Source organism: Streptomyces sp. NBC_01351 (assembly GCF_036237315.1).
GTDB lineage: Bacteria > Actinomycetota > Actinomycetes > Streptomycetales > Streptomycetaceae > Streptomyces.
Genome location: NZ_CP108356.1, coordinates 2,996,382 through 3,017,637 on the forward strand (window position 1 = coordinate 2,996,382; position 21,256 = coordinate 3,017,637).

General features: G+C 71.3%; 16 protein-coding genes. 6 read left to right on the plus strand and 10 right to left on the minus strand.

The features are described 5' to 3' along the window. Positions 1–4 precede the first annotated feature (4 nt). Positions 5–1,909 carry a translational GTPase TypA gene (gene typA, locus OG625_RS13310; RefSeq protein WP_329379651.1) on the minus strand — a complete coding sequence of 635 codons (1,905 nt, stop codon included), beginning with the start codon at positions 1,907–1,909 and terminating at the stop codon, positions 5–7. A 397-nt stretch (positions 1,910–2,306) separates the two neighbouring features. Next, on the minus strand, positions 2,307–4,874 hold the full coding sequence (locus OG625_RS13315; RefSeq protein WP_329379654.1) for an ABC transporter family substrate-binding protein: 2,568 nt from the start codon (positions 4,872–4,874) through the stop codon (positions 2,307–2,309). 348 nt (positions 4,875–5,222) lie between these two features. Between OG625_RS13315 and OG625_RS13320 the strand changes: the two genes are divergently transcribed. The 3 genes from OG625_RS13320 to OG625_RS13330 all read left to right on the plus strand — a co-directional run bounded on the left by OG625_RS13320 (position 5,223) and on the right by OG625_RS13330 (position 8,341). Beyond that, the gene (locus OG625_RS13320) at positions 5,223–5,453 is read left to right on the plus strand and encodes a hypothetical protein (protein WP_329379656.1); all 231 of its coding nucleotides are present in this window, start codon (positions 5,223–5,225) and stop codon (positions 5,451–5,453) included. Between the two features lie 145 nt (positions 5,454–5,598). After that, positions 5,599–6,423: a hypothetical protein gene (locus OG625_RS13325; RefSeq protein WP_329379658.1), complete on the plus strand. Its 825-nt coding sequence runs from the start codon at positions 5,599–5,601 to the stop codon at positions 6,421–6,423. Between the two features lies 1 nt (position 6,424). After that, positions 6,425–8,341 carry a fumarate reductase/succinate dehydrogenase flavoprotein subunit gene (locus tag OG625_RS13330; RefSeq protein ID WP_329379661.1) on the plus strand — a complete coding sequence of 639 codons (1,917 nt, stop codon included), beginning with the start codon at positions 6,425–6,427 and terminating at the stop codon, positions 8,339–8,341. Positions 8,342–8,355: 14 nt separating this feature from the next. Here OG625_RS13330 and OG625_RS13335 read toward each other — a convergent pair whose 3' ends face one another. Then, positions 8,356–9,705, minus strand: coding sequence for an RNA-guided endonuclease InsQ/TnpB family protein (locus OG625_RS13335; RefSeq protein WP_443067708.1), 1,350 nt, complete (start codon positions 9,703–9,705; stop codon positions 8,356–8,358). A gap of 14 nt (positions 9,706–9,719) precedes the next feature. Here OG625_RS13335 and OG625_RS13340 point away from each other — a divergent pair, with 14 nt between their 5' ends. Beyond that, entirely contained in the window at positions 9,720–10,496 is a 777-nt protein-coding gene (locus OG625_RS13340) for a succinate dehydrogenase/fumarate reductase iron-sulfur subunit (RefSeq protein WP_329379664.1), read from the plus strand. A 51-nt stretch (positions 10,497–10,547) separates the two neighbouring features. On the opposite strand, the gene OG625_RS13345 is transcribed toward OG625_RS13340, so the two are convergent. Then, positions 10,548–10,793 carry a hypothetical protein gene (locus OG625_RS13345; RefSeq protein WP_329379667.1) on the minus strand — a complete coding sequence of 82 codons (246 nt, stop codon included), beginning with the start codon at positions 10,791–10,793 and terminating at the stop codon, positions 10,548–10,550. Positions 10,794–10,960: 167 nt separating this feature from the next. On the opposite strand from OG625_RS13345, the gene OG625_RS13350 reads away from it, so the two are divergent. Together OG625_RS13350 and OG625_RS13355 are read left to right on the plus strand one after the other, a co-directional pair. Then, positions 10,961–13,027: a TPM domain-containing protein gene (locus OG625_RS13350; RefSeq protein WP_329379669.1), complete on the plus strand. Its 2,067-nt coding sequence runs from the start codon at positions 10,961–10,963 to the stop codon at positions 13,025–13,027. Positions 13,028–13,078: 51 nt separating this feature from the next. After that, the gene (locus OG625_RS13355; protein WP_329379672.1) at positions 13,079–13,798 is read left to right on the plus strand and encodes a PspA/IM30 family protein; all 720 of its coding nucleotides are present in this window, start codon (positions 13,079–13,081) and stop codon (positions 13,796–13,798) included. A 277-nt stretch (positions 13,799–14,075) separates the two neighbouring features. On the opposite strand, the gene OG625_RS13360 is transcribed toward OG625_RS13355, so the two are convergent. From OG625_RS13360 to OG625_RS13385, 6 genes are all read right to left on the minus strand, one after another. Continuing rightward, on the minus strand, positions 14,076–15,287 hold the full coding sequence (locus OG625_RS13360) for a hypothetical protein (protein WP_329379674.1): 1,212 nt from the start codon (positions 15,285–15,287) through the stop codon (positions 14,076–14,078). A 41-nt stretch (positions 15,288–15,328) separates the two neighbouring features. Next, positions 15,329–17,947 carry a SpoIIE family protein phosphatase gene (locus OG625_RS13365; RefSeq protein ID WP_443067709.1) on the minus strand — a complete coding sequence of 873 codons (2,619 nt, stop codon included), beginning with the start codon at positions 17,945–17,947 and terminating at the stop codon, positions 15,329–15,331. Positions 17,948–18,084: 137 nt separating this feature from the next. Continuing rightward, positions 18,085–18,513 carry an ATP-binding protein gene (locus OG625_RS13370; RefSeq protein ID WP_329390639.1) on the minus strand — a complete coding sequence of 143 codons (429 nt, stop codon included), beginning with the start codon at positions 18,511–18,513 and terminating at the stop codon, positions 18,085–18,087. 154 nt (positions 18,514–18,667) lie between these two features. After that, a complete protein-coding gene (locus tag OG625_RS13375; RefSeq protein WP_329379676.1) occupies positions 18,668–19,132 on the minus strand; it encodes a (deoxy)nucleoside triphosphate pyrophosphohydrolase in 465 nt (154 codons plus the stop codon). A gap of 25 nt (positions 19,133–19,157) precedes the next feature. Beyond that, the gene (locus tag OG625_RS13380; RefSeq protein WP_214943524.1) at positions 19,158–19,343 is read right to left on the minus strand and encodes an SPOR domain-containing protein; all 186 of its coding nucleotides are present in this window, start codon (positions 19,341–19,343) and stop codon (positions 19,158–19,160) included. A gap of 160 nt (positions 19,344–19,503) precedes the next feature. After that, the gene (locus tag OG625_RS13385) at positions 19,504–21,204 is read right to left on the minus strand and encodes a purine-cytosine permease family protein (RefSeq protein ID WP_329379683.1); all 1,701 of its coding nucleotides are present in this window, start codon (positions 21,202–21,204) and stop codon (positions 19,504–19,506) included. Positions 21,205–21,256 lie beyond the last annotated feature (52 nt).

Genomic DNA, 21,256 nt, shown 5'->3' on the forward strand with positions numbered 1-21,256 from the left:
GATGCTACTTGCCGGACTTGGCGCGCGACGCGGTGCGCGAGCGGTCCTTCTGGTCCAGGACGACCTTGCGGATGCGGACGGCCTCCGGGGTCACCTCGACGCACTCGTCGTCGCGGCAGAACTCCAGGGACTGCTCCAGGGAGAGCTTGCGGGGCGGCACCACGTTCTCGGTGTTGTCCGCGGAAGCCGCACGCATGTTGGTGAGCTTCTTCTCCTTGGTGATGTTCACGTCCATGTCGTCGGAGCGCGAGTTCTCGCCGACGATCATGCCCTCGTACACCTCGGTGCCGGGCTCGGTGAACAGGACACCGCGCTCCTGCAGGTTGATCATCGCGAACGGCGTGACCGCACCCGAGCGGTCGGCGACGAGCGAACCGTTGTTACGGGTGACCAGCGGGCCGAACCACGGCTCGTGGCCCTCGTGGATGGAGTGGGCGATACCGGTGCCGCGCGTGCCCGTGAGGAACTCCGTACGGAAGCCGATGAGACCGCGGGACGGGACGACGAACTCCATGCGGACCCAGCCGGAGCCGTGGTTCGACATGTTGTCCATGCGGCCCTTGCGGACGCCCATGAGCTGCGTGACCGCGCCCATGTGCTCCTCGGGGACGTCGATCGTCATGCGCTCGACGGGCTCGTGGACCTTGCCGTCGACCTCCTGGGTGACGACCTGCGGCTTGCCGATGGTCAGCTCGAAGCCCTCGCGGCGCATCTGCTCGACCAGGATGGCGAGCGCGAGCTCACCGCGACCCTGGACCTCCCAGGCGTCGGGACGCTCGGTGTCGAGGACGCGGAGCGAGACGTTACCGACCAGCTCGCGGTCCAGACGGTCCTTGACCTGGCGGGCGGTGACCTTGCGGTCCTTGACCGCGGACTTGGCGTCCGCGCCCTTGCCGCTGCCGCCGCGGCCGACCATCGGGGAGGTGTTCGTACCGATGGTCATGGAGATGGCCGGCTCGTCCACCGAGATCAGCGGAAGCGCGATCGGGTTCTCCGGGTCGGCCAGGGTCTCGCCGATCATGATCTCGGGGAAACCGGCGACCGCGCAGATGTCACCCGGGCCCGCCACCTCGGCCGGCTTGCGGGTGAGCGCCTCGGTCATCATCAGCTCGGTGATGCGGACGTTCGAGATGGAGCCGTCACGCTTGATCCACGCGACGGTCTGGCCCTTGCGCAGCTCGCCCTGCTCGACACGGACCAGCGCGATGCGGCCGAGGAAGTTGTCGGCGTCCAGGTTGGTGACGTGGGCCTGGAGGGGGGCCTCCTCGTCGTACACCGGGGCCGGGACGTGCTCCAGGATGGTGGAGAAGAACGGCTCCAGGTTGGTGCTGTCCGCCGGGACGGTGCCGTCCTCGGGCTTGGTCAGCGAAGCCACGCCGTCACGGCCGCAGGCGTAGACGATCGGGAACTCGATCTGGTCCTCGTCCGCGTCCAGGTCCAGGAAGAGGTCGTACGTCTCGTTGACGACCTCGTCGATCCGGGAGTCCGGACGGTCGGTCTTGTTGATGCAGAGGATGACCGGCATCTTCGCCTGCAGGGCCTTGCGCAGGACGAAGCGAGTCTGGGGCAGGGGACCCTCGGAGGCGTCCACCAGCAGAACGACCGCGTCCACCATCGACAGACCGCGCTCGACCTCACCACCGAAGTCGGCGTGGCCGGGGGTGTCGATGATGTTGATCGTGATCGGGGCCCCGCCGTCCTTGGGGTGATACTTCACCGCCGTGTTCTTGGCGAGGATCGTGATGCCCTTCTCACGCTCCAGGTCGTTCGAGTCCATCATGCGGTCGTCGAGGTGCTGGTGGGCGGCGAAGGCACCGGCCTGCTTGAGCATGGCATCGACGATGGTCGTCTTGCCATGGTCGACGTGGGCGACGATGGCGACGTTACGGATGTCGTGGCGCGTGGGCACTTCGGCGCTTCTCCCGGGATAGTGGATGGCGTCGCGTACGGTCCGGCACGCTCGCCTCGGCCGGGCGAAAACCTGCCACGGCCTTACCCCATGGTACGTCGCGCAGCGGGAACCGCCTGCCGGGGGGTCTGTCAAGAGGCCGGACGCATGAGTGCGGCCGAGGGCGGGGTGGGGTGCCTCGGGCGCCGGTGGGGCCGGTATTCGTGCGGGTCAATGGCCGGGTCAACGGATATCAACGACCTTGCCCGCCGGTGATCCGGCGGGCAAGGGACTTGAGTCACATCTGAGGTTCCGACCCTCCGGTCAACCGGGCAGGCACCTGTTTGTCACCACTTCTTACACATGTCTTCCGCTCTTCCGCTGTTCCGCTCTTCCGCTCTTCCGCTCTTCCGCGTGGCTACTTCTTCTTGTCCTTGCCGGTCGGCGGCTTCTTCCAGCCGATGTCCTGGAAGCGGGGGGCGCCGAGGCCGAAGGCGCCGGCGTTGGCCAGGCCCGGCTTGGCCGCCACCAGCTCCGGACGCTGGTAGAGCGGGATGGAGCCGGCCGCCGCCCAGATCCGGGCGTCCGCCTTGCGCATCAGCTCGCGGGACTCCTTCTCGTCCAGGGCGCTGACCGCCTGGTCGAAGAGCTGGTCGATGTGGTCGGTGCCGACCCGGGTGTAGTTCTGTTCGACGAGCAGCGAGCCGTCCGCGGCCGGTTCCGGCTTGGCGAAGATGGGCCGGGCGTCGGTCGCCGGGTAGGCGGTCGCGGGCCAGGAGTAGAGGGCCAGGTCGTACTGGCCGGCGGCGATGTGGTCCTTGAAGAAGCTGTCGTCGGCCACCTTGGTCGTCTCGGTGTTCACGCCGATCTGCTTGAGCATCCGGGAGATCCGCTCGCCGACCGTCCGCAGGGCCTCCGAGCCGGGGCCCGACGGGACCACGAACCGCAGGGTCAGCGGCTTGCCGTCCTTGGCCAGGACGGCGCCGGAGGTCCGGACGGCCCCCTTGGCCGGGGCCTGGGAGGCCTTGCCGGGCTCCTCGGCCGCGTCGGCGTCGCGGGCCGGGCTGCGCTTGCCGTCGTCGACGGCGGCCGCGGCGGCGGCTCCGACGGCCGCGGCCTGGGCGAGGAGGGAGTTCTCCTGCTGGGCCAGGAAGGGGGCCGGGGCCAGCACCGGGGAGGGCCGGGTACGGGGCGCGCCCAGGGCGAAGGCGTCGGCGTCGACGATCTCCCCGTCGGGTCCGTACGCCGCCACGCCCTCGGCCGCGGCTTCGACCGGGAGGCCGTACCCGCTGTGGCCCTCGGGGCCCTCGGGGCGGCTGCCGAGCGTGCCCGTGCGGTGGCCGGGGGCCGCGGCGGGGGCTTCGGGGACCGCGCCGGGGGCCGTGCCGGGGGCCACCGCGGTCAGGCCGGCGCTGCCGCGGGCCGCGGCACGCAGGTCGGCGGTGGCCGAGTGGAGCTCGCCGTTGCGCTGGTCGTCCTGGCCCACGATGTACAGGCCGTCGTTGCCGGTGCCCGGGCCCGAGGGGGTCTTCGAGTCGTCCTGCTCCGCGCTCTCCGGGCCGGCCTTGGCACCCGCCGGCTCGGTGATCTTCCCGCCGAGGCGCCAGCCGGCGTCCGCGAGCAGGGCCTGGGCCGCCTTGGTGTCCTGGCCGCCGAGGGAGTCGCTGTTGTCGGCGTACGCCTGCTGCCCGGCCAGGGCCACGTGGCTGCCGACGGGCTTCGCGGGCAGGCCGAGCGGCTTCAGCACGACCTCGGCGAGCGCCTTGCGGTCGAGGGCCCGGGCCACCGCCCGGCGCACCCGCTCGTCGGCGAGCGGGCCGGAGGCCCCGTTCAGGGCGAGCTGCGTGTAGGCCGGCTCCAGGGACTTGCGCACGGTGAAGGTCCGCAGCGCCGTTTGCTCGTCGGCGTAGCGGCTCACCGCCTCGGCGTGCTTCGCCCGGTTCTCCTTCTCCTCCGCGGCCTTGCCCTCGTCCGCGCCGAAGGCGAGCGCCCACGACAGGGTGGCCTGGGCCGGGGTCAGCGCGGCGGCCGGACCGTGCGCCGGGGCCCCGCCCTGGCCCGCGGCGCCGTTTGCGGGGGCGCCGGGGGCGCCCTTGCCGGGAGCTCCCTTGCCGGAGGCGTCCCGGTGGGCCAGCGCGATCCGGTCGGCGCCCGCCCGGTCGATCTCCGCCAGATCGAGCTTCCCGGTGGCGAGCGCGGCCGGCCGCTCCGCCCGGGGCACGGCCGTCAGGATCAGCGTGTCCAGCTTGGTCGGCGCGCCCCACCAGCGCGGATTGCGGGTCAGGGCCGCCGTGCCCGTCTTCTTGTCGATGGCACCGAGCGCGAAGGGGCCGGCGGTCACCTTCAGGGTGCCGCGGGCGCCCTCGTTGAAGGCGTCCGGGGCCCCGGTGACCTGCTTGGGGTAGAGCGGGGTGAACAGGGAGCGCCAGTCCGCGTACGGCTTGACGAAGGTGACCTTGACCTCCAGGTCGGTCTTGCCCCGCTCGATCTTCTCGATCCGCTCGTAGCCGGCGTTGCGGGCGGTCCAGTAGGCCGAGTCCTTGCCGTTCAGCGCCCGCCACTGCGCCACGAAGTCCGCCGCGCCGATCTCGCGGCCGTCGCTCCACACGGCCTGCTGGTTCAGCTTGTACAGGACGACCTGCTTGGGCTCCCGCTCGACGACCTCGGCCTTCTCCAGGTAGTCGGGATTGGCCACCGGCCGCCCCTTGGCATCCAGGACGAACAGCTGCGGCAGCACCGCTCCCGCGATCCGGGCGGTGGTGGCGTCGGCGTCGGCCTGGAAGGTGTTCAAAGTGTCCGGGAGGCTGTCCACCGCCCAGCGCAGCGTGCCGCCGTCGGCGACCTTCTCGCGGGCGGTCGCGTTGATGTCCTGTCCGGCGGCGGCCGGGCCGCCCTCGTCGTCACCCGCACCGCAGCCCGCGAGCAGCGGCAGCGCGAGGACTCCCGAGGTCAGCAGCGCCAAGGACCTGCGCCTTCTCTGGGACATGGGTGGTACCTCCGGGGCGGGGCGTGGGGGGATGCATGATCACGTTCGGCGGTATATGGAGCTGATCACACCGGTTGCCGAAAACCACTGAAATCGACGTCCCGCCGCACCCCTCGCAGCAGCCCCTCGCCACGCCGCGAACCCCACCCGTGCGGACCAATCCGGCTTGCGCGCCGAGGAGCGTTCCCCCGGGAGAGGGATGAGAATGGGGTGTAGGGAGGGGCGCACGGTTCACGCCTGCGCGCCCGCAATCGCTGCACGTCCCTTCACAACGGGGGACGGGAAGCGCGACACTCGCAGGCGCACATGAGCGTTGCCACCGCACGTTGGCGGAAGTGAGGGCAAATCATGTCCCTGCAAGACGATCTGACTGCCGTACGACGCAACCTGGACCAGCTGACCCGAAAGGTCGAGCAGCTGGAGCAGCAGGCCAAGCGCCAGAAGCCCGGGAGCTCGACGCCGGCGGCCGCCCCGGACCCGTCCCGCATGGTGACGGTCCCGGACACCCCGTACGACAGCTCGCTGTGGCAGGACGTCGACGACGAGGGCCTCGGCGCCCGCGACCGCCGCGCCCCCTGACCCACCGGTTGACCCACCGGCTGACCGACCGGCCTAGCGGCTGACCGGCTGACCGGCACCACAACCCCCGCACACCCCATCTGGCCCGGCCGCCCCGCGGCCGGGCCTCCTGGGCCACCCCTCATCACTCCACCCGGAGTCCCCTTTGGCCACAGGCACACAACCACCCCAGCAGCGGCCCGCCGGCGTCCACGACCCCTCGCGGGCCGCGATCGCTGCCCGGCACCTGCGCACCGACCGGTGGTGGCTGGCCCCCGCCGGCACCGCGGCCGGGCTGCTCGCCTTCATCGTCTACTCGACGTGGCGGGCCTTCGCGAACGCCGACTACTACGCCGCCCCGTACGTCTCCCCCTTCTACTCCCCGTGTCTCGCGGAGAACTGCGTCCCCATGCAGGGCGGGCCGAACTGGGAGATCTTCGGCAGCTGGTGGGGCCTGTCCCCCGCCCTGCTGATCCTGATCTTCCCGCTCGGCTTCCGGCTGACCTGCTACTACTACCGCAAGGCGTACTACCGGGGCTTCTGGGCCTCGCCGCCCGCCTGCGCCGTGGCCGAGCCGCACGAGAAGTACACGGGCGAGACCCGCTTCCCGCTGGTCTTCCAGAACATGCACCGGTACTTCTTCTACGCGGCGATCCCGGTCGCGGGCATCCTCACGTACGACACCGTGCTCACCTTCCGCGACGAGAACTACGCGTGGGGCCACATGGGCCTCGGGACGCTGCTGTTCCTGGTCAACATCGCGCTGATCTGGGCCTACACGCTGTCCTGCCACTCCTGCCGGCACATCATGGGCGGCCGGCTCAAGCACTTCTCCAAGCACCCGGTGCGCTACCGGCTGTGGGGCTGGGTCAGCCGCCTCAACACCCGCCACATGCAGCTGGCGTGGGCCTCCCTGATCAGCGTGGCCGCCTGCGACTTCTACGTGTACCTGCTCGCCAGCGGCGCCTTCAACGACCCGAGGATCTTTTGACATGGTTCAAGTCGACCGGCAGCAGTGGGACGTGGTCGTGGTCGGCGCGGGCGGCGCCGGACTCCGGGCCGCGATCGAGGCCCGCGAGCGCGGCGCCCGTACGGCCGTGATCTGCAAGTCCCTCTTCGGCAAGGCCCACACGGTGATGGCCGAGGGCGGGATCGCCGCCTCCATGGGCAACGTCAACGAGGGCGACAACTGGCAGGTGCACTTCCGCGACACCATGCGCGGGGGCAAGTTCCTCAATCAGTGGCGGATGGCGGAGCTGCACGCGAAGGAGGCCCCGGACCGGGTCTGGGAGCTGGAGACCTGGGGCGCGCTCTTCGACCGCACGCCCGACGGGAAGATCTCCCAGCGCAACTTCGGCGGCCACGAGTACCCGCGCCTCGCTCACGTGGGCGACCGGACCGGCCTGGAGCTGATCCGCACCCTCCAGCAGAAGATCGTCCAGCTCCAGCAGGAGGACTTCAAGGAGTACGGGGACTACGAGGCCCGGCTCAAGGTCTTCCAGGAGTGCACGGTCACACGCGTCTTGAAAGATCGCGGTCCCGAGGACGGGCAGCGGGTCTCGGGGACCTTCTGCTACGAACGCGAGTCCGGCCGCTTCTTCGTCCTGGAGGCCCCGGCGGTGGTCCTGGCCACGGGCGGGATCGGCAAGTCCTTCAAGACCACCTCGAACTCCTGGGAGTACACCGGCGACGGCCACGCGCTGGCCCTGCTCGCGGGCGCGCCCCTGCTGAACATGGAGTTCGTGCAGTTCCACCCGACCGGCATGGTCTGGCCGCCGTCGGTGAAGGGGATCCTCGTCACCGAGTCCGTGCGCGGCGACGGCGGGGTGCTGCGCAACTCCGAGGGCAAGCGGTTCATGTTCGACTACGTCCCCGACGTGTTCAAGGAGAAGTACGCCGAGTCGGAGGAGGAGGGCGACCGCTGGTACGAGGACCCGGACCACAACCGGCGTCCGCCCGAGCTGCTGCCGCGCGACGAGGTGGCGCGGGCGATCAACTCGGAGGTGAAGGCGGGCCGCGGGTCCCCGCACGGCGGGGTCTTCCTCGACGTGTCCACCCGGATGCCGGCCGAGAAGATCAAGCGGCGGCTCCCTTCCATGTACCACCAGTTCAAGGAGCTGGCGGACGTGGACATCACGGCGGAGCCGATGGAGGTGGGCCCGACCTGCCACTACGTGATGGGCGGGATCGCGGTCGAGTCCGACACCGCGGCCACCGTCGGAGTGCCGGGGCTGTTCGCGGCGGGCGAGGTCGCGGGCGGGATGCACGGCTCGAACCGGCTGGGTGGCAACTCCCTCTCCGACCTGCTGGTCTTCGGCCGGCGGGCGGGGCTCCACGCGGCCGAGTACGCCTCCGCGGCCGGCGCGCGGCCCTCGGTGTCCCAGACGGAGATCGACGCGGCCGCGACCGAGGCGCTGGCCCCCTTCCACGCCGCCGAGGGCGCGGAGAACCCGTACACCCTGCACCAGGAGCTCCAGACGACCATGAACGACCTGGTCGGCATCATCCGGCGGGCGGGCGAGATGTCCGAGGCCCTGGAGAAGCTGGCGGGTCTGCGCGAGCGGGCCGCCCGGGCCGGGGTCGAGGGGCATCGGCAGTTCAATCCGGGCTGGCACCTCGCCCTGGACCTGCGCAACATGCTGCTGGTCAGCGAGTGCGTGGCCCGCGCGGCCCTGGAGCGCACCGAGAGCCGGGGCGGGCACACCCGCGAGGACTGCCCGGCGATGGAGCGGACCTGGCGCCCGGTGAACCTGCTCTGCCGCCCGGTCGACCCGGTCCCGGAGGATCCGGGGGCCGACCGGATCGAGCTCACCAAGGTCCGCACCGACCCCATCCGATCCGACCTGCTCGCGCTCTTCGAGAAGGAAGAGCTGGTCAAGTACCTCGCCGAAGAGGAGCTGTACGATTGACTTCTTCCACCCCCCTATGGGGAGGGGATTCCCACCCTCGCGGGTGGGGTTTCCTGCTTCGACACGGACCGCCCCGACCGAGAGATGGACTCTCGTTGAGGTCTAACATCCGTTCCACAGGCAGTGACCGCCAGCCCGGCGGCCAGAAGATTCAGAGCTGCGTTCTCGTCCCGGTCGTGGGTCGTTCCGCAGTTCTCGCACGTCCACTCGCGGACATCCAGGGGCATAGCCTCGGCAAGTGCCCCACAAACGGAGCACCGGCGTGTGCTGGGAAACCATCGGTCGACGGTGATCAGCTCACGCCCGTACCAGGCCGCCTTGTACTCCAGCATGGTCCGCAGCTCGCGCCAGGCCGCGTCATTGATGGCGCGGGCGAGCTTGTGGTTCTTGAGCATGTTGCGGACGGTGAGGTCCTCGATCACGAGCGTTTGGCTTTCGCGCACGAGTCGAGTTGTCAGCTTGTGCAGTTGATCCCTGCGTCGGTCGGCGATCCGCGCGTGGATCCTCGCCACCCGGACGCGGGCCTTGGCCCGGTTCTTGCTGCCCTTCTCCTTCCGGGCCAGCGCCCGCTGCGCACGCGCCAGCCGCTCCCGGTCCCTTCGTTCGTGCTTCGGGTTGGCGACCTTCTCGCCAGTGGAGAGGGTGACCAGGGCCGTCAGCCCGGCATCGATCCCGACCGCGTTCGTGGTGGCGGGCATCGGCGCGGGGGTGTCCTCGCACAGCAGCGAAACGAACCAGCGTCCCGCACTGTCCCGGGAAGCTGTGACCGTGGACGGCACCACACCCACGGGCAAAGGCCGGGACCACGCGATTTCGAGCGGGTCGGCCATCTTCGCCAGCGTCAGCCGACCGTCGGCGTACCGGAACGCACTGCGCGTGTACTCCGCCGAGGCCGGCGACTTCCGCTTCGACTTGAACCGCGGAAACCTCGACCGTTTCCCCCAGAACGCCACGAATGCATTCTGCAAATGCCGCAGAGCCTGCTGGAGCGGAACCGAGGACACCTCGGCAAGGTAGGCGAGTTCCTCGGTCTTCTTCCACACCGTGAGCATTGCCGATGTCTGCCCGTAGCCCACCCGCTCCCCACGTACCGACCATGCCTCGCTACGGGCGGCCAGAGCAAGGTTGTAGACCTTCCGCACACATCCGAATGTCCGCGTCAGCTCAGCAGCCTGCGCGTCCGTTGGATAGAAGCGGTACTTGAACGCCCGCTTCACAGAAGAAGCCCCCACGCCCTGGACGCTAGGGCCGGTCAGAATCCGAACACAAGCCCAGGTCAGAGCATCACGCAGCGACATTTCGCCGTTGCGCGACTCCGAGCCGCAGATGCGTTTCCTTCCCCGGCTGAAGCCGGGGGTTTCCACGCAAGGAGAATGGGATGACCACGTACGACGCGAGCTTCCGGATCTGGCGGGGCGACGCGGAGGGCGGGGAACTGCGGGACTTCACCGTCGAGGTGCACGACGGGGAGGTGGTCCTGGACATCGTCCACCGGCTCCAGGCCACCCAGGCCTCGGACCTGGCGGTGCGCTGGAACTGCAAGGCCGGCAAGTGCGGCTCGTGCAGTGCGGAGATCAACGGACGGCCGCGGCTGCTGTGCATGACGCGGATGTCGACCTTCGAGCGGTCCGAGACGATCACGGTCACCCCACTGCGCGCCTTCCCGGTCATCCGGGACCTGGTGACGGACGTGTCCTTCAACTACGCCAAGGCGAGGGAGGTCCCGGCCTTCGTACCGCCGGAGGGGGTGGCCCCGGGCGCGTACCGGATGCAGCAGATCGACGTGGAGCGTTCGCAGGAGTTCCGCAAGTGCATCGAGTGCTTCCTGTGCCAGGACACCTGTCACGTGGTGCGTGACCACGAGGAGAACAAGAGCGCCTTCGCCGGTCCGCGCTTCCTGATGCGGGTGGCGGAGCTGGACATGCACCCGCTGGACGCGGCGGCGGAGGCGGGCCTGGACCGCAAGCGCACCGCGCAGGAGGAACACGGGCTCGGCTACTGCAACATCACCAAGTGCTGTACGGACGTCTGCCCCGAGGGCATCAAGATCACCGACAACGCGCTGATCCCGCTGAAGGAGCGGGTGGTGGACCGCAAGTACGACCCGCTGGTGTGGCTGGGGAACAAGATCGGGCGGCGGTCCGGCACCCCGTGATCCACGGCGGCCCCCGTACGTGAGGTCACGTACGGGGGCCCGCCGCGGGCCTCAGCCCTGGGAGTGGTTGATGACGTTACCGTTGGAGCAGTTGTTCTTGTGATTGCCCGTCCAGTCGCTGAGAGCGGGGACCACGGCGAGCTCCTGGACGCAGACGTCGGCAGCGGTGAAGTTCCAGTTGTTCGCGGCGTTCACGCCGCTGCCGAAGTTGCTGTCGTTGCCGTCGTCGGCGTGCGCGGGGGCGGCGAGGCTGAGGGCGGCCACGGCGAGCGCGGCGGCGGAGATGATCTTCTTCATAGGCTGCCCAACGACGCGGCCGGCGTGCGGGTCACTGGTGATTGCTCCAGGTGCGGGAGATCGAAACCGCCCATAACCTCCCAAATGTGATCCCGCCGAGAAGTAAGACGCGCAGCAGGTCGAGAAGACGGTCGAGAACCGCGATATGCGTACGGGCCGGGCTCGCCTTGGCCGCCGGACTGCTGACGGTCGGCGGCTGGGGCCTGGCCCAGGCCCCGCCCGCGCGGGCGGACGACCCGGTCACCCTGTCGCAGCAGGGGCAGATCACCGACCGCGTCGGGGCGCTCGGCGACCGGACGCCGGCCGTCACCGCCGCGCTCGGCGAGCTCTACGCGGACCGCCGGATCCAGCTCTTCGTGACGTACGTGCGCGACTTCTCCGGGCGCTCCGCCCAGAGCTGGGCCGACGCCACCGCCGAGAAGAACGGCCTGGGCCAGAACGACGTCCTGCTGGCCGTGGCGACCGGGGCCCGCCAGTACGCCTACTCGGCCGCCGTCGACTCCGGTTTCACCGAGCAGCAGCTGGCGGAAGTGGCCCGGGTCGCCATCGAGCCGGCCCTGCAGCAGAACGACTGGGCGGGTGCGGCCATCGGCGCGGCGAAGGGCTACGACGCCGTGCTCGGCGGGCAGCCCGTGCCCGCGCCGGCCATCACTCCGGGCCCCGCCGATCCCGGCGGCGCGGCGAGCGGGGAGAGCGGCGCGGGGGACTACGTGCTCCCGGTGATCGCGGTCGGCGCGGCCGGGGCGCTCGGGGCGTACGCGTACACCCGCCGCAAACGCTGGATCTCCTCGGGCGGCCGGGGCACGAAGACCGGTCCGGGCTGGCCGGAAGGGGCGCCGGACCGGCTCCCGCTGCCGGAACTGGACACCAGGGCCAAGGCCCTGCTGGTGGAGACCGACGACGCGCTCCGCACCAGCACCGAGGAACTCGGCTTCGCCTACGCCCAGTTCGGGGAGGAGGCGGTCGGCCCCTTCACCGAGGCCGTGGAGTACGCGAAGGGCGAGCTGACGCACGCCTTCCGGCTGCGCCAGCAGCTCGACGACGCCTACCCGGAGGACGACGCGACCCGGCGCCGGATGCTGGACGAGATCGTCGCCCGCTGCACCGAGGCGAACCGGCGGCTCGACGCCGAGTCGGCGGACTTCGACCGGCTGCGGGACCTGGAGAAGAACGCCCCGCAGGCCCTCGCCACCGTGGAGGAGCACTTCCGGGCGCTGACCGGGCGCACCACCACGGCCGAGGCGACCCTGACGGCGCTGGGGCGGCGGTACGCGGACTCCGCGTCCGCGCCGGTGGCGTCCAACCCCGAACAGGCCAAGGACCGGCTGCTGTTCGCCACGACCAGCCTCGGCGAGGCCCGGGCGGCGATCGGGGCGGGCGACAACGGCAAGGCGGCCGTGCACGTACGGGCCGCCGAGGGCGCGGTGGACCAGGCGGCGACCCTGGTCGACGCGGTCGAGCGGCGTGCGCAGGAGCTGGCGGAGGCCGCCGGGAAGCTGCCGGGTGCGCTGAACGAGACGGAGACCGACCTGGCCGACGCCCGCGGGCTGCTGACCGGCACCGCGGAGGGCACCTCCACGGGCGACCTGCGAGGCCGCATCGGCCGGGCGGAGGCCGTACTGGCCGACGTACGGCAGGAGGAGTCGGCCGGCCGGTACGACCCGATCGACGCCCTGCGCCGGATCGAGGAGGCCGACGCGGCCCTGGACGAGGCCCTGGCCGGGGCGCGGGAACAGGAGTCGGGCCGGCAGCGGGCAGTGGCCCTGCTCGACCAGGCCATGCTCTCGGCGCGCAGTGCGATCGGCGCGGCAACGGACTACATCACCACCACGCGGGGCGCGATCGGCAGCCAGGCCCGCACCCGGCTGGCGGAGTCCGGGCGCCACCTGGAGCGGGCCGTGGCCCTGTCCCCGTCGGACCCGGCGGGGGCGCTGGCGGAGGCGCAGCAGGCGGATTCCCTCGCCCGGCAGGCGCAGGAGCTCGCGGAGGCGGACGTACGGGCCTACCAGGACCCGTACGCGGGCAGGCGCGGCGGTGGCGGCGGCCAGGGCGGCGCGGTGCTCGGCGGGATCATCCTCGGCGAGATCCTGCGCGGCGGCGTGGGCGGCTTCGGCGGGGGCCGCGGCGGCGGGGGCGGGGGGTTCGGGGGCGGCTTCGGCGGCGGGGGCCGCGGCCCGGGCTCCTTCGGCGGCGGCGGAACCCGCGGCCGCATGGGCGGCGGCGGCCGCTTCTGAAGCGCGTTCGACCTCGGTAACGGACCATCACCCTTCACCAGGAGAGACCAGATGAGCAAGCAGACCATCCTCGGCCGCGTCACCCAGCTCGCCAAGGCCAACATCAACGCCCTGCTGGACCAGGCCGAGGACCCGCAGAAGATGCTGGACCAGCTCATCCGCGACTACACGAACAACATCTCGGAGGCGGAGCAGGCCGTCGCGACGACCATCGGCAACCTCCGGATGCTGGAGGCGGACCACAAGGAGGACGTGGAGGCGGCCGCCGAATGGGGCTCCAAGGCGCTCGCGGCGAGCAAGAAGGCCGACGAACTGCGGGCGGCGGGCGGGGCGGCGGACGCCGACAAGTTCGACAACCTCGCGAAGGTGGCGCTGGGCCGGCAGATGCAGTCGGAGAAGGAGGCCAAGACGGCGGAGCCGACGATCGCCGCGCAGACGGAGGTCGTGGACAAGCTCAAGTCGGGCCTGGACTCCATGAGGAACAAGCTGACGGAGCTCCAGGCGAAGCGGGACGAGCTGGTGTCCCGGGCCAAGACCGCGCAGGCGCAGAACACGATGATGGACGCGGTGAAGAACATCGACGTCATGGACCCGACGAGCGACCTGAACCGCTTCGAGGAGAAGGTGCGGCGGGAGGAGGCCATGGCTCTGGGCAAGCAGGAGCTGGCGGCGTCCTCGCTGGACGCGCAGTTCGAGTCCCTCGACGACCTGGGCAAGACCTCCGAGATCGAGGCCAGGCTCGCTGCGCTCAAGTCCGGCCGCGCCGCGTAGTCCCTCCCGGGGTGGGTGCGGGGGCCGCTGCGCGGAGCCGGTCCCCTACCCGCCCTTCCACCGTTCCCCGGTGCTCCGCCCCGGACCCCCGCGCCTCAATCGCCAGCGGGGCTCAGAACACGGCGCTCCGCGCCCGCGCCTCAAACGCCGGCGGGGCTGGGATTGCCCTCCGGGCAACCCAGCCGCCGGAGGGCGCACCAGGCAGCCGGCATCGGCCAAATCCAGCCCCTCCGGCGCTTGAGGAGCAGGGTCCGGGGCGGAGCCCCGGCAGCGGCGCTCAGCCGGACAGGCCCGCCAGGCGGGCCCCGGTGGCGGCGCGGACCTCGGCGGTCTCCATCGCGTCGTCCCGCAGGACCGCGAGCCGTGCCAGGGCCTCCGGCCCGTCCGGCGCCTCGGCGATGCCCAGCAGCCGGGCCCCCTCCTCGCAGTCCCACAGGGACTCGGTGTGCGTGTAGTCCAGGCCGTCCCGGTCGATCGGTGTGAGTGCCCGCAGATAGTCGGGCCGCTCCAAGGAGTGCGGGGTGCGCAGCCAGAACCGGCGCAGCACGGGCACGGCTCCGCCGGCGTCCGGCCCGAACCGGGCGAGCCGCTTCGCGGTCGCGTAGGGGCCGCACCAGTCCCGCTCCCGCCACTGCTTCTCCAGCTCCGCCACGAGCTGCGGGATCACCTCGGAGCCGAGGTGGTCGCCCAGTACGTCCGCCCCCAGCCGGGCCAGCCATTCCCGCTCGTCCCGCGCCCACCGGCGCGCGGCCGGCACCGCGAGGGCGCCCAGCCCCTCGACGGCCTGTATGAGGCCGGGCAGCGCGAACCTGCCGTCCGGGCGGCCGAGCAAGGGCACGAGCGGGATCAGCCCCTCCTCCGGTGCCCGGCGGGCCAGTTGACGCAGCACGCCGATCTTCTCGCCCTCGCCGCTATCGGCGTCGGTCAGCAGGGCGAGCAGCTCCTCGCCGCTCCGGTCACCGAGCGTCTCGCGGGGCAGGTCCGAGCAGACCTGCGTCTCGATCCCGAACCGGATCCACGGCTCGGAGGGCCACGGCAGCTCCGTCTCCCCGCGCATCCGGGACCATGCGACCTCAGCCAGGTCCTCCCGCCACTCCACCGGCCAGAGGTCCGCGATCGACTCCAGTACGCAGACCCAGTGCGCGCCCTCGCGAACATGGGCCCGCAGTCCCTCCCTGGCCTCTTCCGATCCACCGACCGCGAGCAGCTCCAGCACTTCGGCCGCCCGCATGCAGTCGTCCTCGTCCCCCGCCAGCTGCGCGACCACGGGCGCCGGGGAGAGTGACAGGTCGCGGAGCAGCCGCGCGTGGTAGAGGGCTCGGTCGTCGATCCCGTCCCAGCGCCAGTCCCGCCGGATCACCTCGTACACGAGCGGGGCGGCTGCCGCCGGGTCCTGCAGGGCCCGTACGGCGCCCAGGCCGCGGCCGCGCTGGAGCAGCCCGCGCAGGGAGTCGTAGGGGGCGTACTTGTTTGCGTCTTCGTCGCTCATCGCCCCGCACCCTGCCCGCCGGGGCACGGGGCTGCCACTGGTTATCCGTACATGTTCAGCAGCTGCTCCGCCGAGAGTTCCGACACCGCCTCCGCGGTCGCCCCCGGGAGCGGGAGCTCGAACCAGACCGTTTTGCCGCGGTGCGTGCGCCGCGTGCCCCAGCCGGCCGACAGCAGGCCGACCAGCTGGAGGCCCCGGCCGCCCTCGTCCGTGTCGCGGGCGCGGCGGCGTCTCGGCTGGACCAGGTTCGCGTCCCAGACCTCGCAGACGAGGGTGCGGTCGAGGAGGAGGCGGAGCCTGATCTCGCCCTCGCCGTAGCGCAGGGCGTTGGTGACGAGCTCGCTCACCAGGAGTTCCGTGGTGTCCAGGAGGCCTTCGAGGCCCCATGCCGGCAGTTTGCCGCGGGCCAGTTCCCGGGCGCGGCCCACCGAACGGGCCTCGCGCGGCAGCTGCCAGTCGCCCACGGCGTCGACCGGGAGCCCCTGTACGCGGGCCATGAGGAGGGCGATGTCGTCCTCCCCGTGCCGGGTGTCCAGGGTGTTCAGGACGTGGTCGCAGACGTCCTCCAGCGGGCGGACCGGGTCCGCGAGGGCTTCGCGGAGGCCGCGCAGGCCCTCCTCCAGGGGGTGGTCGCGGGATTCGACCAGGCCGTCGGTGTAGAGGGCCAGCAGGGCGCCCTCGGGGAGTTCGACCTCGACCTCTTCGAAGGGTTCGCCGCCCACCCCGAGCGGCATGCCCGGCGGGACCTCCAGGAGGAGCGCGGGCCGCGGCCTGCCGGTCTCGTCGGGGGGCTCGACCAGCACCGGCGGCATGTGGCCCGCGTTGGCGATGGTGCAGCGTCGGGTCACCGGGTCGTAGACGGCGTAGACGCAGGTGGCGAGGTACACCTCCGAGCGGTCGGCGTCCCGCGAGTGCAGGGCGGCCCGGGAGGCCTGCTGGGAGCCGCCGGGGGCGCCGAGTCCGCGGGCGATCTCGTCGAGCGCGGTCAGTACCTCCGCCGGTTCCAGGTCCAGCAGGGCGAGCGTGCGGACGGCGGTGCGCAGTTCGCCCATGGCGACGGCGGCGCGCAGGCCGCGGCCCATCACGTCGCCGACGACGAGCGCGGTGCGGTGCCCGGGCAGCTCGATGACGTCGAACCAGTCCCCGCCGACCTCGGTCGCCGCGTTCCCGGGGAGGTAGCGGCAGGCGATGTCCAGGCCGGCCGCCTCCGGGTCGCCGGGGGGCAGCAGGCTGCGCTGCAGTATCAGTGCGCGCTCGTGCTCGCGCCGGTAGAGGCGTGCGTTGTCTATGCAGACGGCGGCCCGCGCGGCGAGCTCCACCGCGACGGCCCGGTCCCGTTCGCCGAAGGGTTCGCTGCCCTTCGTACGGGAGAACTGCGCGAGCCCGACCACCGTGTCGTGGGCGACCATCGGCACGACGAGCGTGGACTGGACGAGGTCGTCCGGCCCGCCGCCCTCGATCAGCCGCGGCCGGGCCGTGCGCAGTGCGATGGAGCCGGGCGAAGCGGCCGGGTAGCGGTGGATCTCCCCTACGGAGACCAGCGCGCCCGGGCCGGACAGCGGCGCGTCCGAGACCGCCGAGGCGAAGGCGACCCGCCGCAGCGGCGCGGACGGGGCCCGCGCCGGGCCCTGGCCGGGGAGGCTGGGCACCCCGGGGCCCTGCGGGCGGGCGGGGCGGTCGTCGTCGCCGAGCAGCAGCCCCTGGTAGAGGTCGACGGCCGCCAGGTCGCAGAAGCCGGGGACGGTGACGTCGAGGAGTTCGCGGGCGGTGGTCTCCAGGTCGAGGGAGTTCCCGATGCGGTGCCCGGCCTCGTTGAGGAGGGCGAGGTTGCGCCGGACTCCGGCGGCCTCGCGGGCGGCGAGGTGGCGCCGGGTGACGTCGGTGCCGATGCCGGCGACTCCGATGGGGCGGCCGGTGCCGCCGTGCACGCGGTAGAGGTTGATGGACCAGTGGCGGTTCTCGCGGCTGCCGGGGGCGGCTCCGGTGATCCGGAGGTCGGTGACGGAGTCCCCGGTGTCCAGGACCCGGCGCAGGGCCTCGACCATCCGGTCGGCCTCGTCCCGCGGGAGGTAGTCGTGCACGGTCCGGCCGCGGTGCTCCTCGGCCGCGCCGCCGAAGACGGCGGCGAAGCGGCGGTTGGCGCGCTGCACCGTGAGGTCCGTGCCGAAGAGGAGGAAGCCGAAGGGAGATTGGCCGAATATGGCCTGCGAGGCCGCCAGATCGGATTCGATCCGGCGCAGCGCGCGTACGTCGACCACGACGCACAGCGCGGCCCGGTCGGCGCTCTCGGTCTGGGTGGGCATCACGTAGATCTCGGCCACCCCGTGCGCGCCGCCCCCGCCCGGGATCCGGAAGGGGATCAGGCCCGTCCACTCTTTGCCGTCGAGGATCTCGGAGACCCGGCGGTGGGCGTCGGCGCGGAGCTCCGGCGGCATGAAGGCGTCGACGGGGTCGCGGCCGACGGCCTGGGCGGCGGGCAGCCCGAAGAGTTCCTCGGCGCGCAGGCTCCACTGGTCGATGAGCCCGTCGGGCCCGATCGAGAACGACGCGACCTTTATGTAGTCATATATCGAGCCAGGTGGACTGCTGTGCCACAGGGCGTCGTGCCATGTTTCGCGAGGCACGCTGGTCTGCTGTGCCTGCGCAGGTATCTCGCTCACGCGACCGTCCCCTCCAGCTCACCGCAACCGGACCGGCCATGACCGCAGTATTCAGCACCACGGCCCTGCTCGGCACGGCGTTCACGATCACAAAAAGGTCCCGTTAGTTTCGAGCCACGTCACGTGATCTCACCTTGTTACTCACCAGGAAGAGCCAACTCGAACCACACAGTCTTGCCCGACTTCCCGTGACGGGTCCCCCAGCGCTGTGAGGAGACGGCGACGAGGTGCAGTCCCCGGCCGCCTTCGTCGTCGGGTTCCGCGACCCTTTCGCGGGGCGGATCCGGAAGCGGATCGGAAACTTCCACGAGCAGTGCGGCCCCGCCCGCCGGGCCCTCGGCGGCTGGATCACGCCGTACCAGCCGGACGCCGATGGGGCCGGACGCGTACCGCAGGGAGTTGGTGACGAGCTCGCTGACCAGCAGGACGGTCACATCGCCCACGGCCTCCAGGCCCCAGTCCCTGAGGGTGCCGCGCACGGCGTGGCGGGCGGTGCGAACGGCACCGGGCTCGGCGGGGAAGGCCCATTCGGCACGTTCACCGTCTGTGTCGATCACGCCGATCACTTCCCGGGCCATCAGCGACCCCAGTCCGGTTCGTCTGTGACGAAAGGGGGACGAGATAGGGACTAATAGCGACATACCCGATATTCGAGGCGTCGTACCACCCGATCCTCCACCCACCGGCGCACTGTGGCGCAGACGGACCAGCGCGCGAGCGTCACGCGCCCCCGTCGGTGCTCACGCCGGCGCTCGCGTCAGTGCTCGCATCCGCCGGCTGCGCGTCGATGCCCTCGCCGCGCAGCCGGCGGCCCGCCTCGGCGACCGCGGGCCGGTCCTGGTCGAGCCAGTCCACCGACTCCAGCTCCTCCGGGCCGAGCCAGCGCAGTTCGTCGTGGTCCTCCAGCGGCGCCGGCACCCCGGACAGCAGCCGGGCCGTCCACACGTGCAGGACGAGGCCGGGCTTCAGCGGCCACTCCCCCGGGATCCGCTCCAGCGGTTCGGTCTCCACGCCGAGCTCCTCGCGCAGCTCGCGCACCAGCGCCTCGGGGACGGATTCACCCGGCTCGGCCTTTCCGCCGGGCAACTCCCAGCGTCCGGCGAGCTCCGGCGGTGCGCTGCGGCGGGCGGCCAGCAGGCGCCCCTCATGACAAAGGGCTCCGCCCACGACCACTCGTACAGTCATGGACGGAGCCTATGTCAGCACTCACTCAGTTCGTCGTGGCGGTCTGGCCGATCCGCTCGACCCAGTAGAGCTGCTTGTGTCCTCGGTCGTCGAGGCTGTCGACGACCTTCTGGGCCTCGGCCCGGGTGGGATACCGGCCCACCCGGTAGCGGTTGCCGTTGTCGTCCTGACGTATGACCAGCCACGGGAGCAGGGCACCGCTGTCGTTCATCGCGTTTCACCCTCCGCCGACGTACCTGCCCGGGAAACCGCATTGCGCATATGCCCGAGCTTACGCCCGACCTTTACGCAGCGGATACGGTTTTTCACGAAGAGGTACCTCGCGGGCGTACTCATCCGGCCATGTGTACGAGTGGGCCGTGCGCGCCGGTTCAGACGGGGCGTACGGGGCGCACGGAGGGCATCGGCAGGATCACCGCGCCGCCCGTCACCTCCTTGCGGCAGGCATCCCCGCAGGTCGCGTCGAGGGAGCAGCAGAGCGAGCAGATCGGGCCCGACTGGACGGGGCAGTCGGCGATGTCGGGGAGTTCGTACGCCGTCTCGCAGACGGAACAGGTGTGGGTGGCGGTGACGTCCTCGACCTCGGCGTCCGGCCCGTTCACGGTGTTCGGCCGGGCCAGGTAGTACTTCCCCCTGGTCATCCAGGCGATCAGCGGGCACAGCACGAGCGCCAGCCCGGCCGCGATGAAGGTGGAGAAGGCCTCTACGTAGGTACCGAACAGTCCGAAGAAGGCGAGGATCGAGACGGTGGAAGCGATCACCATCGCGCCGAAACCAGCCGGGTTGACCGCGTAGAGGTACGCCCGCTTGAACTCGATGTACGGCGGGCTGAGCCCGAGCCGCTTGTTGATCACGAGGTCTGCGGCGACGGCGACGATCCAGGCGATGCCCACGTTGGAGTAGAAGCCCAGCAGCTTGCCGAGCACCGCGAACATGTTCAGCTCCATCAGTGTCAGCGCGATGCCGAGGTTGAGGAAGATGTACCAGACCCGGCCGGGGTGGCGGTGGGTGACGCGGGAGAAGAAGTTCGACCAGGACAGCGAGCCGCTGTACGCGTTCGTCACGTTGATCTTGATCTGCGAAACGATCACGAAGAGCGCGGCGGCGGGCAGCGCGAGACCGCCGAGCCAGGGGCGCAGGGCCTCGATCTGCGGGGCGATCGGCTCCAGGGCGTGCGTGGCGCCCACGGCTTCGAGGGCGACGAAGGCGAGGAAGGCGCCGCCGAGCTGCTTGGCCGCACCGATGATCACCCAGCCGGGGCCGGCGGCGAGCACGGCGAGGTTCCACTTGCGGCTGTTGGCGGGGGTCTTGGCGGGCATGAACCGCAGGTAGTCGGCCTGCTCGCCGATCTGCGCGATGAGGGAGAGCGCGATGCCGGTCCCGAAGCCGAAGCCGATCCACGAGAACCCGGAGCCGGCGCCCTGGGTCCCGCCGAAGTCGGCGAAGGCGCCCCAGGCGTCGGGGGCGTGGAAGGCGAGCACCAGGAAGGGGAGCACGAGCCCGACCAGCCAGATCGGCTGGGTCCAGGCCTGCACCTTGGCGAGCGCGCCCATGCCCTTGAACACGATCGGGATCACGATGAGGGTGGTGATCAGGTAGCCGATCTCCAGCGGGAGGCCGACCGCCTGGTGCATGGCCTGGGCCATGATCGAGCCTTCGAGCGCGAAGAAGATGAAGGTGAAGGAGGCGTAGATGAGGGAGGTCAGCGTGGACCCGAAGTACCCGAATCCGGCGCCCCGGGTGACGAGGTCCATGTCCAGGCCGTACCTGGCGCACGCGCGGGCGATCGGGATGCCGGTCAGGAAGATGATCACGGCGGCGGCCAGGATCGCGGCGGCGCCGCTGGTGAATCCGTAGGCGAAGACGATGGACGCCCCGATGGCGAAGTCGGCGAGGTAGGCGATGCCCCCGAGGGCCGTGCCGGCGACGGTGCCCGGGCCCCAGCGGCGGAAGGAGTGGGGCGCGTATCTGAGGGAGTAGTCCTCGCGGCTCTCGTCCGCGGCCAGTTTCGCGTAGCTGCGCTTCGCCTTCTCGGGGGCGGGGGCGGGGGCGGCGGTGGCGGTGTCGGTCATGGCGTCCGACACTAGGCAGCCTTTGTGACGCCCCGTCACCCATGAGTGTTGC

Bases quoted from the DNA above. Each gene is read 5' to 3' on its own strand.
- OG625_RS13320 (WP_329379656.1), top strand. From the start codon at position 5,223: ATGTCCCTGCAAGACGATCTGACTGCCGTACGACGCAACCTGGACCAG.
- OG625_RS13340 (WP_329379664.1), top strand. From the start codon at position 9,720: ATGACCACGTACGACGCGAGCTTCCGGATCTGGCGGGGCGACGCGGAG.
- OG625_RS13380 (WP_214943524.1), bottom strand. From the start codon at position 19,343: ATGAACGACAGCGGTGCCCTGCTCCCGTGGCTGGTCATACGTCAGGAC.
- OG625_RS13345 (WP_329379667.1), bottom strand. From the start codon at position 10,793: ATGAAGAAGATCATCTCCGCCGCCGCGCTCGCCGTGGCCGCCCTCAGC.
- OG625_RS13375 (WP_329379676.1), bottom strand. From the start codon at position 19,132: ATGACTGTACGAGTGGTCGTGGGCGGAGCCCTTTGTCATGAGGGGCGC.
- OG625_RS13385 (WP_329379683.1), bottom strand. From the start codon at position 21,204: ATGACCGACACCGCCACCGCCGCCCCCGCCCCCGCCCCCGAGAAGGCG.
- OG625_RS13355 (WP_329379672.1), top strand. From the start codon at position 13,079: ATGAGCAAGCAGACCATCCTCGGCCGCGTCACCCAGCTCGCCAAGGCC.
- OG625_RS13360 (WP_329379674.1), bottom strand. From the start codon at position 15,287: ATGAGCGACGAAGACGCAAACAAGTACGCCCCCTACGACTCCCTGCGC.
- OG625_RS13330 (WP_329379661.1), top strand. From the start codon at position 6,425: ATGGTTCAAGTCGACCGGCAGCAGTGGGACGTGGTCGTGGTCGGCGCG.
- OG625_RS13315 (WP_329379654.1), bottom strand. From the start codon at position 4,874: ATGTCCCAGAGAAGGCGCAGGTCCTTGGCGCTGCTGACCTCGGGAGTC.